10 protein-coding genes are annotated in these 12,977 nt (G+C 63.6%); 2 read left to right on the top strand and 8 right to left on the bottom strand.

From position 1 onward, the window contains the following. Positions 1 to 52 precede the first annotated feature (52 nt). From polA to cbiR, 3 genes are read right to left on the bottom strand one after another with little or no spacing between them, the layout of a single operon-like run. Positions 53 to 2,740, bottom strand: coding sequence for a DNA polymerase I (gene polA, locus ACY69P_RS07625; protein WP_462327054.1), 2,688 nt, complete (start codon positions 2,738 to 2,740; stop codon positions 53 to 55). A gap of 56 nt (positions 2,741 to 2,796) precedes the next feature. Then, positions 2,797 to 3,807 carry a DHH family phosphoesterase gene (locus ACY69P_RS07620; RefSeq protein ID WP_404844116.1) on the bottom strand — a complete coding sequence of 337 codons (1,011 nt, stop codon included), beginning with the start codon at positions 3,805 to 3,807 and terminating at the stop codon, positions 2,797 to 2,799. Positions 3,808 to 3,833: 26 nt separating this feature from the next. After that, positions 3,834 to 4,586 carry a cobamide remodeling phosphodiesterase CbiR gene (cbiR, locus tag ACY69P_RS07615; RefSeq protein ID WP_462327053.1) on the bottom strand — a complete coding sequence of 251 codons (753 nt, stop codon included), beginning with the start codon at positions 4,584 to 4,586 and terminating at the stop codon, positions 3,834 to 3,836. A gap of 158 nt (positions 4,587 to 4,744) precedes the next feature. Between cbiR and ACY69P_RS07610 the strand changes: the two genes are divergently transcribed. Then, the gene (locus ACY69P_RS07610; RefSeq protein WP_404843793.1) at positions 4,745 to 4,891 is read left to right on the top strand and encodes a hypothetical protein; all 147 of its coding nucleotides are present in this window, start codon (positions 4,745 to 4,747) and stop codon (positions 4,889 to 4,891) included. A 43-nt stretch (positions 4,892 to 4,934) separates the two neighbouring features. On the opposite strand, the gene ACY69P_RS07605 is transcribed toward ACY69P_RS07610, so the two are convergent. The 5 genes from ACY69P_RS07605 to thrB all read right to left on the bottom strand — a co-directional run bounded on the left by ACY69P_RS07605 (position 4,935) and on the right by thrB (position 11,286). Continuing rightward, positions 4,935 to 8,057: a UvrD-helicase domain-containing protein gene (locus tag ACY69P_RS07605; protein ID WP_462327052.1), complete on the bottom strand. Its 3,123-nt coding sequence runs from the start codon at positions 8,055 to 8,057 to the stop codon at positions 4,935 to 4,937. Positions 8,058 to 8,154: 97 nt separating this feature from the next. Next, positions 8,155 to 9,444 (bottom strand): HD domain-containing phosphohydrolase, encoded by a 1,290-nt coding sequence (locus ACY69P_RS07600; RefSeq protein WP_462327051.1) that lies wholly within the window; start codon positions 9,442 to 9,444, stop codon positions 8,155 to 8,157. A 153-nt stretch (positions 9,445 to 9,597) separates the two neighbouring features. Beyond that, positions 9,598 to 10,119 (bottom strand): hypothetical protein, encoded by a 522-nt coding sequence (locus ACY69P_RS07595; RefSeq protein ID WP_459900492.1) that lies wholly within the window; start codon positions 10,117 to 10,119, stop codon positions 9,598 to 9,600. Positions 10,120 to 10,136: 17 nt separating this feature from the next. Continuing rightward, a complete protein-coding gene (locus ACY69P_RS07590) occupies positions 10,137 to 10,742 on the bottom strand; it encodes a hypothetical protein (RefSeq protein ID WP_459900490.1) in 606 nt (201 codons plus the stop codon). Next, positions 10,732 to 11,286, bottom strand: coding sequence for a homoserine kinase (gene thrB / locus ACY69P_RS07585; RefSeq protein WP_404843798.1), 555 nt, complete (start codon positions 11,284 to 11,286; stop codon positions 10,732 to 10,734). The genes ACY69P_RS07590 and thrB overlap by 11 nt, the downstream gene beginning before the upstream one ends. A 134-nt stretch (positions 11,287 to 11,420) precedes the next feature. Between thrB and ACY69P_RS07580 the strand changes: the two genes are divergently transcribed. After that, positions 11,421 to 12,713, top strand: a complete 1,293-nt coding sequence (locus tag ACY69P_RS07580) for a type III PLP-dependent enzyme domain-containing protein (RefSeq protein WP_462327050.1) — start codon at positions 11,421 to 11,423, stop codon at positions 12,711 to 12,713. Positions 12,714 to 12,977 lie beyond the last annotated feature (264 nt).

Below are 12,977 nucleotides of genomic sequence, written 5' to 3'. Positions count from 1 at the left end.
CGCCGGAGGCACTCTTCCTCTTCCCTCTTCCTTCTCCAGCCTTCACCCGGCGCTAATGCGCCTCGCCCCAGTTGTTGCCGACGCCCCAATCCACGGCGAGGGGCACAGAGAGGTCGTAGATGCCGGACATGATGGCTTCGAGGCGTTTTCCGGCCTCCTGCGCGGCGTCTTTGGGCACTTCGAGGATCAGGTCGTCATGCACCTGCAGGATGAGCTTTGCGCCGAGCTTGCGGAGCTTTTTATCCTGCCACACTTCCAGCATCGCCATCTTGATGATGTCTGCGGCGCTGCCCTGAATGCGGGTGTTGATGGCTTGGCGGCGCGCCTGTCCCTGATGATGGGAGTTGCGGGAGTTGATATCCGGCAGCAGGCGGCGGCGCCCGGCGAGGGTGATGACGGAGCCATCGGTCTTGGCCTGTTCTTCCACGGCGTTGTAGAACTCGGCGAGTCCGGACAACTGCTCGAAGTAGCGCTCGATGAAAGCCTTGGCCTCCTTGAGGGGAATGCCAAGCTCACCGGCGAGCTTCTGCGGGCCCATGCCGTAGATGAGACCGAAGTTAATGGTCTTGGCGCTGCGGCGTTCGTCGGCGGCGATGTCGGCCTGCGCCTTGTCGAAGAGCAGCGCGGCAGTGCGGGAGTGGATGTCCTCGTCATTGGTGAAGGCGTCCACGAGTTCCGGCTCCTGCGACAAATGCGCGAGCACGCGCAGTTCAATCTGCGAGTAGTCCGCCGCGACAAGCAGGTTGCCTTCGCCCACGGTGAAGCAGGTGCGCATGCGCTGGCCCATTTCGCCGCGAATGGGAATGTTCTGCAGGTTCGGGCCGGAGCTGGACAGGCGGCCGGTGGCGGTGGCGAGCTGATTAAAATGCGAGTGCACGCGGCCTGCATCGTCCGCGGCGCGCGGCAGCGGCTCCAGATAGGTGGAGCGCATCTTCTCCAGCTTTCGCCACGCCTGAATATCCTCAATGATGGGATGCTCGGAGCGAATCTTTTCCAGCACGTCAAAGGCCGTGGACGGCACGCCGCCGGGGGTCTTGCCGCGCGGTTTCAGGCCTAGGTCAGTGAACAGCACCTCGGCCAACTGCTGGCTGGAGCGCAGATTAAAATCGCGCCCCGCGCGCTCGTGAATGCTGGCGGTGAGGGTATCCAGCTTCTCCTGCACTTCGGAGAGAAAGCTGTGTAGCGCGGCGGAGTCAATGGCGATGCCCGCGGCTTCCATGTCGGCAAGGACGGGGATAAGCGGCGTCTCTAAGGTCTGCATCAGGTCCGACAGATGCGCGGCGTCAAGGCGGTCACGCAGGGCCGTTGTCATGGCGGCGGCGGTGACGCCGTGGCCCTTGGGTTCGGCTTCGAGCAGCTCCGGAGCGTTGCGGCGGTAGAGACGCTGCCACGAATAATCGCGGTCCTCGGGGGAGAGCAGATAACAGGCAAGGCCGATGTCGAACCATGATTCAAGGGGAATATCGTCCCACGCCGGATCGGCGCGCAACAGGTCCTTGACGTTGGGCGCGGCGATGGCGGCGGCAGAGGCCACATGCGCGGCAAGGTCCTCATGGGAGCCGGACACCTGCCACTCGGTGCCCGCAATGCCCAGATGCCACACGCCGTCCTCGTCGCCGGGGACAAGGCCCACGGTCTCGCCCGTCACATCGGGCAGTGCGGCAGGTTCGGCGGCAATGCGCACGATGTCGGCCTCGGCCGGTGCGGCGGGCTCGGCGGCAGGCGCGGCGGGCGCGCCAAACAGGGACAGCTGCTGCTCCCCGGCGGACGTAGCCTTGGCTTCCGCCGCAGGAGCGGAGGCGGACTTCGCGGAACCGGAGGCGGGCTTGGCGGCCTCGGGCCGGGGGAAATACTTGGGCAGGTCGCGCCGAAGGGTGCGGAACTCATATTCCGTCAGGAACGCGTCCACATCATCGTACACGGGCGCGCTGACGCGCAGGGCGTCAAGGTCAAGCTCGGTGCACACCTCGGTGGACAGCCGGGTGAGGGTGCGGAAGAGGAAGGCATCATCCATGTTGGCTTCCAGCTTCTTGCGCATGGCGGGCTTAAAGTCGCCCTCTCCGGCGCTGACGGCATCGCGCAGGGCCTCAAGGGTGGGATAGTCGGCCATAATTTTGGACGCCGTCTTGGGACCAATGCCGGGCACGCCGGGGATGTTATCCGCGGAGTCGCCGATAAGGGCCTGAAAGTCCGGCCACTGGCTGGGCTCCATGGCCGTCTCGGTGCGGAAGTCGTCCAGTGTGGTGAGCTTTTCCTTCTTGGCGCCGGGGTCCCACATGAAGACGCGCTCGTCCAGACACTGCTTGAGGTCCTTATCCGCGCCCACGATGACCACGGGGCGCTGGCCCTTGAGGCGGGCGGCAACGCTGGCCATGCAGTCGTCGGCTTCGACGCCCTCGGCCACCAACATGTTCAGGCCCAAAACGCGCACGGCGTCGTGGGCGGGGTCCAGCTGCATGGCAAGGTCTTCGGGCATAGCCGGGCGCTGGGCCTTGTAGGCCTCGTACGCCTCGTGGCGGAAGGTCGGCCCCTTGCCGTCAAAAAAGACGCCCATGTACTCGGGGCGCTCGTTCTTCAAAATATTCATGAGCATCCGCAGGAACATGTACAGGGCGTTGGTCGGGAACCCGTCGGAGCGCTGCATGTCGCGGAAGGCGTAGTAGAAGCGGTAGATGAAGGCGTGTCCGTCAACGAGGAACACAGGGGACGTATCGAGTCCGAGACGGTCTTTCAGGGACATTGGTTCTCCATGCGCCGCGGGGATGCGGCGGTGAATGGGGGTCGTACAGCGCCGCGCTAGGCGTCGCCGGAATCAGCGGCGGGCTTACGCGGCCGTGCTTTTTTCGATTTTATGCGGTTCCAGAGGAAGACTTCCACAGGTGCATCGGGAATGGCGGAGAGCGGAATCTCGGCGCGGGCGGCGTTGCGGTGGCCGCCAGCGGAGCCGATGCTGCCAAAGCAGCGCGCGGCAAACTTGCCCATGTCGCGCCGCAAGCCGTCGCCGCGGAACACGGCGATGACCTGATCATCCACCGTACCGCTGATAACGGTCCACGCCGCGCCCTGCACGCGCAAGAAGAGGTCCGCAAGGATGACAAGGATGTCCGCGCTTTCCACGTCCTCCAAGTAGGCAAAAATGCCCTGCCCGGTCAGGCGCAGCTTAAAGTAGGCCTGACAGAAATACCGCAGCCATTCGAGATGGAATTCGCTTCGGTAAATCTTGCGCAGCAGCAGATGGTCCGCATATTTGGACAGATACTGGAAGGCGCGCAGGTCCGCCTCGCAGAACACGCGCTCAAAGCTGGAGGTGTCCGTCTTGATGCCATAGAGGAGCGCCGTGGCAAGGAGCTTTCCGGGCCTGATGTGCAGGTTGTACAGATACTCCGTCATCAGGCTAGCGTTGGAGCCGTAGTCCGGCTTGATATCCGCGTAAGTTGCGGTGACCGGATTCTCCGCCGACAGCGGGTGATGGTCGATCACCAGCGAAAAGTCGTACTCCTTGAAGGCCGCGTTGTGATGCGGCTGGGAGTCCACCAGCGCAAAGCGGTCGTACTGCGCGGCAAGGGTGGGCGTCAGCCGCCGCGTGGGCACGCGCAAACAGCGGATCATTTCCAGATTGTCCGGACGGGTGATGTCATTGATGTGGGCAATGCCCGTATCCTGCACCCGCCGCGCCATGATGCGCTTGAGCGCCATGGCCGAGGCCATGGCGTCGGGGTCGGCATTGATGAGGATAAGCCACCGGTCCTCGCGGCGGAAGAGCGCCAGCAAATCGTCCAATCGGGGGATGGACCGGAAATACGCCATCATCTTCTCCCTGAGCGCCTGCGGCGCTACCTTTGGTCCTCGCCGAGCATAGTCAGCAGGACGTGTGCGGAATCCATGACGTCGCGTTCTGTAAACAGTTCAACGGTTATCACCGCATCGGGGCGGAGTGCGGCAAGCTGCTTCTGCAGCAGAGCCCGCCCGTTGTCATCCAGCGCGGTCAGCGGCAGGTGCCGTCCATTCTCGCCGGGGGCGTTGAGGTGGAGCATGCGCACAGCGCCGTAGTCCACTTCATCCGCCAGAAATTCCTGTTCATAGGCCAACATGTGTCCCAAGTCCAGACACAGCGACACGCCCCACTGCGCCACGTACGGCAGATGCGCGCGCAGGTCGCAGGTGTCGATGTTCTCCAGCAGCAGGTCCGCCGGGTCGTAGCCTGCCCCGCGCCACAACTCCGCAAAGCGGCCCATAGTGGCGGCATCTGCGGGCGGATGCAGCACATAGGCCCGCGGCGAAAGGTACGCGGCCTTTTCCACCAGCTCCTGAACAATGGCCCATGCGGCGTCCGCTCCCTCGCCCCACGGCAGGTCCAGCGGCAGATGCACATGATAGCTCAGGTCCAGCCCGGCCAGCCACGGCGGCAGGTCCTGCGGGGTGTATTCCAAACAGGATTGGGACTCGAAAAACAACAGGGCCACCTCCGGAAAGGTGCCCTCAAGATGACAGCAATTTTCCGCCACCCCCGCGGGAATGACCGAGGACGGGGCCGCCAGCGTCCATGCCGCCCCCTGAATTCTTTCCGCCAGTGACCGATAAGACATATACAGACTCGCGTTTTGTGCCGGTTCACCGACATATTTTCCGGTCCGCCAGAGGGCGGAGGCAGGGAACCGACCACAACGATTCACAAAGCCAGCCGGGGTATGCTTCTTGCTTTTTCCAGTCAATAAAGGCGCAGCTCGGAAACAGGAGGCCCACCATGCAGATTGTCAAAAGTCTTCTGCAACACTACCTGAACCCCCTGCACGTATACTGCAGACTGCGGGACATCGGCGTCAGCACCGCGCTGACGCGCCATGTCTGCGCCGCCTACGAGCGGTACGTGTACAGAATCTTTTCACCCTAAGCCCACCCACAGCGCCGCCATCCGGCGCGGCAGACAGGCCCGGCTACTCGCCTCCTCCCAGAAGGCCGAGTTGCTTGGTCTGGCGAACCGTCTTCCCCACAACCCGCGTTTTTTTCAGCATTCCATCCGGCAGCGCGTCCAAAAGGCGCGAGGGCGGAAGCCGCAGTTCCTTGCCGTACAGCATGCGCTGCGCCGCATAGCTCAAATACAGTTTGCTCTTGGCCCGCGTCAGCCCAACGTAGAACAGGCGCCGCTCTTCGGCCTCATCCGCCGCAGTGTGCGCGCCGGGCTGCGTCCCCGTCAAGACTCCGCTCCCGGCAAAAGGCACAATGCCGTCCTCCAACGCGGGCAGGAACACGGCTTCAAACTCCAGCCCCTTGGCCGCGTGCATGGTCATGATCTGGATTTTTTCGGCCTTGGCCCGGACCTGATCAAGATCCGTGCGCAGGTTCACCCAGTTGATGAGGCCATGCCAGCCGCCGTGCTCTTCGAATGCCCTCTTGAGCTTTTTATATTCTCGGCTTTCCCAGAACAGCCTGTCAAAGGGACGGGCATCCTGCAAGTAGGCCTCAAGCCCAAGAGGCCCGCGAGAGAGCACCTGCTCCGGCACATCGACGGCCTCCTCGGCCTGCACGTCCACCGCCGGGGCAATGCCGAGGGTGCGGCCCGCAGCGGCCAAAATGGCGGCCACGCGCGGCTCCTTCCAAAACGCGTCCACCTCGGGCACGGCGCAGGGCAGGCCCAGCCGGTCGAGCGTGGCGCGGATGCCGGGGATGAGCGCCTTGAACCGCACAAGGATGGCAATATCGCCGGGGGACAGGCACGCCGAGGGCGCGGCGTCGGCAAGGGAATGGCTGGTGCTGCCCACCAATTCGCGGATGCGCTCGCCCATCCACGACGCTTCGCGCGCCGCATTCGGCGCGGAGAACAGGCGCAGGTCGGCGGTGATGTCGCGGTGGGCGTGCAGGACCGGACCATCCGGAATAACCGGACGCGACAGGTCCAGCACCTGCTGGGACGAGCGGTAGTTGTCCGTCAGGGTGATGATGTCCAACTCGGGCCACGTTTGCCGCAGGTCGTCCAGCACGTCGCCGCGCGCACCGCGGAAGGAATAGATGGACTGGTCCGGGTCGCCAATGGCAAAGAAGCCGCGCCCGCCGTGCACGGCCAAGGCCTTGACCAGCCGCAGCTGCAGCGCGGACAGGTCCTGCACCTCGTCCACAAGCACATGGATGTACGGATTGGGCCACGTGCCGCCCTCTACCTGCTCCAGCCAAAAGACCAGCAGGTCCGTATAGTCCACAAGATTCCACGACTGCTTGACGGATGTGTAGGCCGCCGCAATCTCAGCCAGTGAGTCCAGCTCCACCAGCCGCTCCCGCGCCAGCCCAAGGCGCGTCCACGCGGCTTTGCGGTCGTTGGCGGTCAGGTCCGGCGTCGCCTCGGCAAACACGCGCTGCGCCCCCTCCTCGGAGAGGATGACCGGGGCTTCGCCGTGGATGGCGGTCCAGCACTCAAAGGCCAGCGCATGCAGGGTATCCGCACGCGGCAGGGCCTCCTGCTCACCGCGCATCACCACTAGGCGGCGGCCAAGCTCGCCGGCGGCGCGCCGGGTAAAGGTCAGCGTCAGGATATGGCGGGGGTTCTCGCCGCCTTCCAGCAGGGCGTTGATGCGCCCCATCAGGGTCTGCGTTTTGCCCGTGCCCGGCCCGGCCAGCACCAGCACCGGTCCGGGACCGGCATCAATGGCGCGCTGCTGGGCCTCGTTGTACTGCACGGCGCCCGGAGCGGAAGGCGCGCTGGGCTCCGCCGCGCGGGGCGCAGGCGTTGCCGCGCCCATATCCACACGCTTTGGCGCGGCCTTCGGCATGGCGATAAGGGAGCCGCCGCGCTGGATTTCCTCGCGCTCCGTGGGCGTAAAGACGGTGATGACGCCGTACTGCCCATCAAAGCCGGACTGGCGCACCACGCGGCCCTTGCGCATGCGCGAGATGCCCTCGGCCAGCGGCGTGGACACCTTGGCGATGTCCTCAAGGGGCACGTCCTGCAGGACGGCCATCTCCGAGCCAAAGCGCGCAATGAGGCGGCCATAGAAATTCTTCACCTTTTTACTGCCGGGGCCAACGCCCAGCACCTCGGACACCACTTCCGGCAGGGGAATGAGGGAGACGAATCCCGGCTGCCCGGCAGGCTGCTGCGGGGTCTCGCGGTCCGCCAATTCCATGACGCGGTTCAGCACGCCAACGGTCAGCGGCTTGCCGCACACAGGGCACAGCCCGCCTCGCGCCTGGGTCTCCTGCGGGTCCAGAACCACGCCGCAGTTGCGGTGGCCGTCCAGATGGTACTTGCCTTCCTCCGGGAAGAACTCCACGGTGCCGAGGAATTTGTGCCCCAGCGCCTCGCCGCGCAGGGCGCGGTAGATGCCCTCATAGGACATTTCGCCACTGAAGATATTGGCCTCGCGCCCCAGCTTTTCGCCGGAGTGCGCGTCGGAGTTGGAAATCATGCGGAAGCGGTCCAGCGCGGACCACATCCAGTTCATCTCCGGGTCCGAGGACAGGCCCGTCTCCATGGCAAAAATTTCGCTGGAGAGGTCGCCAAAGCAGTCCTCCACGCTGTTAAAGCCCGACTTGGAGCCAAACAGCGAGAACCACGGCGTCCAGATATGCGCGGGAACAAGGAAGGCGTTGGGGCCGGTCTCAAGGACCATTTCCAACAGGTCGCGGGCATCAAGGCCAAGGATGGGGCGGCCGTCGGACTCCAGATTGCCCACCTGCGCTAAGCGCTCGGTAAAGGACTTCGCCATGTCCAGATTGGGCATGAAGACGAGGTTGTGGTTCTTGCGAACCGCGCCGCCGCGCTTGTAGATGCTGCTGATTTCCGTGCACAGCATGAACCGCGTGCGCCCGGAGAGGGGGTAGCCATCCAAAAACGGCAATTCGCGCTCAAGGCGTTTGTCGTCCTTGAGGGTGAACAGGCCGGAGCCGTCCGGCTCCAGCATGTCTTCAATCTCCGCCATCCATCCCGGATGCGTAAAGTCGCCGGTGGCAAGGACATCAAGCCCTTTCACCCGCGCCCATGCCGCCAGCAGGCGAAGATTCAGCTTTTTGCTCGTCGCCCGCGAAAAGCGGGAGTGGATATGCAAGTCGGCCCGAAAGAGTTCCATGAGTTCCGTCGCAGTATGGCTAAAGTGACTGGGACGCCGGAACTATAGAACCCATTGCCGCGCTCTTCAAGCCCCGAGTGCGGCGGGGGTGCGCCGCCTATGCGTCGCACCCCATGGCAAACGCCTCAAAGGACTGCCGCGCCGAGGCCTGCGCCTCAAGGCGTGTGGTGTCCAAATGCTGGTAATCGTCCAGAGCAAGGCGGACAACCTCCTTGTCCAGCGCGCCGGATAAGCCCATGTCATACAGCACGCCCTCTACCTCGCGCCGGTGCATGCCGTGGCGGTAGGGGCGGTCCTCCGTCAAAGCCGTGAACACGTCCGCCACGCCCATAATACGCGCGCCAAGGTCCAACTTGCCCGCGCCCAATTGGAAGGGATAACCCGTGCCATCCAAGCGCTCATGGTGCCGCGCGCCCCACGCGCCCACGTCCTTCAGGCCGGGGATGGAGGACAGCACCGTGTTGCTGTAATACGCGTGCCCCTTCATGACGCCGTATTCTTCATCATCCAGCGGACCGGGCTTTTCCAGCAGTTCCGAGGGGATGGCCAGCTTGCCGACGTCGTGCAGGCCGCCAGCCACCTGCAAAAGCGTGGCTTCGGTCTCGTCCAGCCCCGCCATGCGGCCAAGCTCCATGGCCACGGCGGCAACGCCCTGCGAATGCGTGGCCGTAAAGCGGCTGCGGAAGTCCACAAGCTGGGCAATAACCCGCGACACGTTCACCAGTTCATTGAGCGGCAGCAGCTGCGAGCGCACGGTGCACGCCTCGCGGATGGACTCGAACCGCGCACAGCTTTCAAGGCCGGTCCAAAACTCGCGCGCCTCAAGGTGGTGGGAAAAGCTGTCGTGGATATCCTCAAGAAACATGCGCCCGCGCCCGGCGTTCAGTCGCTTACGCACCAGCGCCACATCCGGTGCCACATGCGTTTTGCGCGGGGCCAGCACGTCGATGCGGTCGGCCATTTGGATAATGTTGCTCATCCACAGCTCGCGCCCGTCATCCTCGGTCAATCCACCAAAGCGCGCGGCGGGCACGTGGTGCCGCCGGATGAGCCGGGCCAGCCGCTCAAAGCCCGGCGCGTGGCACAGCAGGCGGTAGCCCGTTTCCATGTGCTTCACGTCGTCGGTATCAAAGCACAGGGTGTCCAGACGCGTGCGCATGGTAAAGGCCCCAACGTCATGCAGCAGCGCGGCAAGGGCAATGTCCGCTTGCTCCTCCATGGTCGCGCCTGCCGTTCTGGCAATGTGCAGCGCAATGTATGCCGTGCGCTGATGGTGGCCCACCACCACAGGGCTGATGAGGTCCAAAACGGCAGAGACCCCGCCCACCAAGTCCACAAAGCGAACCTGCACCGGAAACATATCGTTTGTTGTATCGAATTGTGTCATGGCTCTACTCCCACTCCCCACTCTACCCCATCACACGCGCCATGCAAGGATTTGCAGCCGCAATTGCCAGCATACCAACAGTCCCCAAAACTGCGCACGAAAAAAGGCCCCCAGCCAAAGCCGGGGGCCCTAGTACAATCGGAAAGATGACGGCTAGTAACGCGTCAACGCGCCTTCGCTGGCAAAGAAAACCTCGCCGCCCGTGGGGTCGCCCGGGCTTTTGGTCACATCGTCAAAGCGATTGGCGGTGAGCTTCATGCGGTAGCCGAAGGTGATGTACAGTTCGTCGTCCGTCTCCAGCGTATCGGGCTTGAGGACGAACTCAAAGTCAACGCCCTGCGCCCGGTCCAGCTTGCTGGGCTGAAACACCCGCAGGTCCGAGGCCACAACGTGGCCTTCCTTGTCCGAGAGATAGGCGGAGAACCACAGGTCGCCGATATATTCGGCCCAGCGCGGGATGGCGTCCTGTACAGGAAAGGCCGTGCCGCGGACGGCAAAGCGGTTCTCAAGGGGCACAACGGCATAGTCGAAGCGCCAAAACTTCATGGGCAGGCTCTGCCCGGACTCCAGCGTCCAGTGCTGGCGGTTCAGGTGCTTCACGCTCATGTGCGAGCACCCCGCAAGCAACACAGCGGCGCACACTACGCCGCACAGCAGGACTGCGAATCGTTTCATCATATGCCTCCGGACACTTAAGACTGCAACTTAGGAGGACCTTGCACCAGCATCTCTGCAAGAGTCAAGTTCACTTTGGGCATTGCAGCCATCCGGGATCCCAGAAAATCCATCTCCAGCTTGGCAAGATCGCGGTACAAAGGCGTGCGGTCCAGCGGGCGCAAATCGTCGCGGCCGTCCGTAACCTCCTTGAACCGCCAACATCCGGGATATTCCTTCTGCTCGATGCGGTCAAAGCGGCCTTTGGTGGCCAGCGTATGCACCACGCCGTGCAAACGGCAAATCATCAGGCGGTGCGTATACAGCCCACACAGGCCGTCGTCGTTGAGCGGGCACATGGCGTCCGGGCGCTCACCGGCGGCCAGCTTCTCCTGCATATGCGTCACGTAGTCCTGCGCGCGGGACAGGTACAGGGCGCGCTTGTCCTCGGGCAGGGCCTCCATGCCCTTCCACAGGTAGGCCCACTCCACATATGTGTGGTGCTGGAAATAGCTCGTACAGCAGTTTTGCGGACAGTCCATGCACGTAAAGCCGGTGTCCGCCACGGTGGCGTCATATTCCTTCTGCATACGGTCATAGAGTGCGGCCAGACGGCGAAACACCCCTACTCTGTTACGCTTCACTCTTCTCTTCCCTTTGCTTAAGCCACTCGCAAATGGCGGTTGCGCACTCGTCCGGATTCATCTCGCCGGAGTCCACCACAAAGTCGGCGGCGGCCTCGTACAGCGGCATGCGCTCGTTGAACAGGTCCGTCACGGTTTGGCCGGGGGCAATGGCCAGCCCGCGGTCCGGATTCATGGCCACGCGCTCAAGGATGACCTCCTGCGACGCGGCAAGGTAAATGACCGGGCCAAGCTCCTTCAGGCGCTGCATACAGCGCTGGCCGTACACCACACTGCCGCCCGTGGAGATCACCGTGCGGACCACGGCCAAAGCGGACACAATGTCGTCCTCCGCCTCCACGAATCTGTCGCGCCCAAAGGCGTCCGCGATGTCCTGAAGCGGGCGGCCATAGTGCGCCTCAATCACGTGGTCCGTATCCAGCTGGGGCCAGCCAAGGCGCTCGGCCACAGCGCGGCCAATGGTCGTCTTGCCTGCTCCAGCCATGCCTATGAGGGTGATGCAATCGCCACCCCGGGCGTAAAGACTGCTTCCTTTATGTGCCATGTGCGTTCCGTTTTTTCTGTGCTGTCGTCATGCAAAACCGGACTCTGCCGGACACGGTCCTGTACCTTCTCTCGCACATCGGGTCCAGTGTTCTTGTGGTTCACATACCGCACAGGCGGGTGTATACGGGCCGCATGCGAAACAGACTCACACCACAGGCCATGTCCGACGCACTGCGCGCTGCCCTCGCCGGCGGCGCTGTGGACGCGGCAGACGCCAGCGCCCTGTTCTACGATATGTCACTCATCGAAGAGAAGGTCCGCCAGCTTGCCGATACATTCCCGTCCGACACCCTGCACGCCATAGCTGTCAAGGCCAATCCCCTGCGCAAGGTGCTGGAGCACCTCTGCGCGCTGTCCGGGACCGAAGGATATCCCCTCCTTGGGCTGGAGTCCGCCTCCCTGCCCGAAATGACCCTCGCCCTCGCCGCGGGCTTTCCCCCGCAGCACATCGTCTTCGACTCCCCCGCCAAGACCGAAGCCGAAATCCAGCGCGCCCTCACCGCAGGCATCCACCTCAACATGGACAACTTGCAGGAGCTCTCCCGCGTCGGAAGCGCCATCACATCAGGCACACCCCACGGCGGCATCGGCATCCGCATCAATCCGCAGGTCGGACAAGGGACCATCGGCGCAACATCCGTCGCCGCCGAATACTCCAAGTTCGGCGTGCCGCTCAAAGTCTTCCGCAAGGAGCTCATGGACGCCTATATCGCCAACCCATGGCTCACCGGCGTGCACGTTCATGTCGGTTCCCAAGGCTGCCCCCTTGATCAGCTCGTCCTTGGCGTGCGCGCCGTTCTCGACTTTGTCGAAGAGGTCAACGCCGCCACAGGCGGCCGCATCAATACCTTCGACCTCGGCGGCGGACTGCCCGCCGACTACGGCGAAGACGGCTTCGTCGCCACAGACTTTCACCAGTACGCCGCCGCCCTGCGCGAGGCCTGCCCCCGCCTGTTCTCCGGGCGCTACCGCCTCATGACCGAATTTGGCCGCGCCGTGCACGCCAACGCAGGCTTCGCCGCCAGCCGCGTGGAATACGTCAAGCCGCAGGGCGATATCCGCACCGCCGTCATCCACCTCGGCGCCGATATGTTCCTGCGCAAGTGCTACAACCCCGGCGACTGGCACCACGAATTCAGCGTCTGCGCGCCCGACGGCACCCTCAAGACCACACCAGAGCGCGAATACCGCATCGCCGGCCCCCTCTGCTTCGCCGGAGACCTGCCCGGACGCGATATTCTGCTCCCGCACATCGAACCGGGCGACTGGCTGCTTATCCACGATACAGGCGCCTATACCCTGTCCATGTGGTCGCGCTACAACTCCCGCGCCGTGCCCAAAGTGCTGGGCTACAACGCAGACCACGCCTTCAGCACACTCAAAAAACGCGAGACGCCCGAAGACGTCCTGCGCTTCTGGGAGTAGCCCCGGACACGATCTCTCCCCCAACACTCTGAATTAAAAAGCTGATTGCGTTCTACTGCCTTTTGTGTATAGGGGAAGGAGTACCTGTTCCCCTGTCCCCCCGTCCGGCATCTTCCGCGACCGCACACGCCACCCCGCGCCGGACGGGGCGGACACCCCCCCAACCTTCGCTTGTGCGGAGGTTTTTTATTGGAGGGCGCCACTTTTTTTGCCTCCGGCGGGTTAAGGAAATAATTTCCTTAACAATCCTTAGGATTTTCTGGA

It is taken from the genome of Desulfobaculum sp. (assembly GCF_054921475.1).
Note: the sequence above shows the minus strand (reverse complement) of the source record. Positions and strands in the feature narration are given on the sequence as shown.

What these genes read in the sequence shown, in the direction of transcription:
- polA (WP_462327054.1), bottom strand. Translation starts at nt 2,740, where the DNA reads ATGTCCCTGAAAGACCGTCTCGGACTCGATACGTCCCCTGTGTTCCTC.
- ACY69P_RS07620 (WP_404844116.1), bottom strand. Translation starts at nt 3,807, where the DNA reads ATGGCGTATTTCCGGTCCATCCCCCGATTGGACGATTTGCTGGCGCTC.
- cbiR (WP_462327053.1), bottom strand. Translation starts at nt 4,586, where the DNA reads ATGTCTTATCGGTCACTGGCGGAAAGAATTCAGGGGGCGGCATGGACG.
- ACY69P_RS07610 (WP_404843793.1), top strand. Translation starts at nt 4,745, where the DNA reads ATGCAGATTGTCAAAAGTCTTCTGCAACACTACCTGAACCCCCTGCAC.
- ACY69P_RS07605 (WP_462327052.1), bottom strand. Translation starts at nt 8,057, where the DNA reads ATGGAACTCTTTCGGGCCGACTTGCATATCCACTCCCGCTTTTCGCGG.
- ACY69P_RS07600 (WP_462327051.1), bottom strand. Translation starts at nt 9,444, where the DNA reads ATGACACAATTCGATACAACAAACGATATGTTTCCGGTGCAGGTTCGC.
- ACY69P_RS07595 (WP_459900492.1), bottom strand. Translation starts at nt 10,119, where the DNA reads ATGAAACGATTCGCAGTCCTGCTGTGCGGCGTAGTGTGCGCCGCTGTG.
- thrB (WP_404843798.1), bottom strand. Translation starts at nt 11,286, where the DNA reads ATGGCACATAAAGGAAGCAGTCTTTACGCCCGGGGTGGCGATTGCATC.
- ACY69P_RS07580 (WP_462327050.1), top strand. Translation starts at nt 11,421, where the DNA reads ATGCGAAACAGACTCACACCACAGGCCATGTCCGACGCACTGCGCGCT.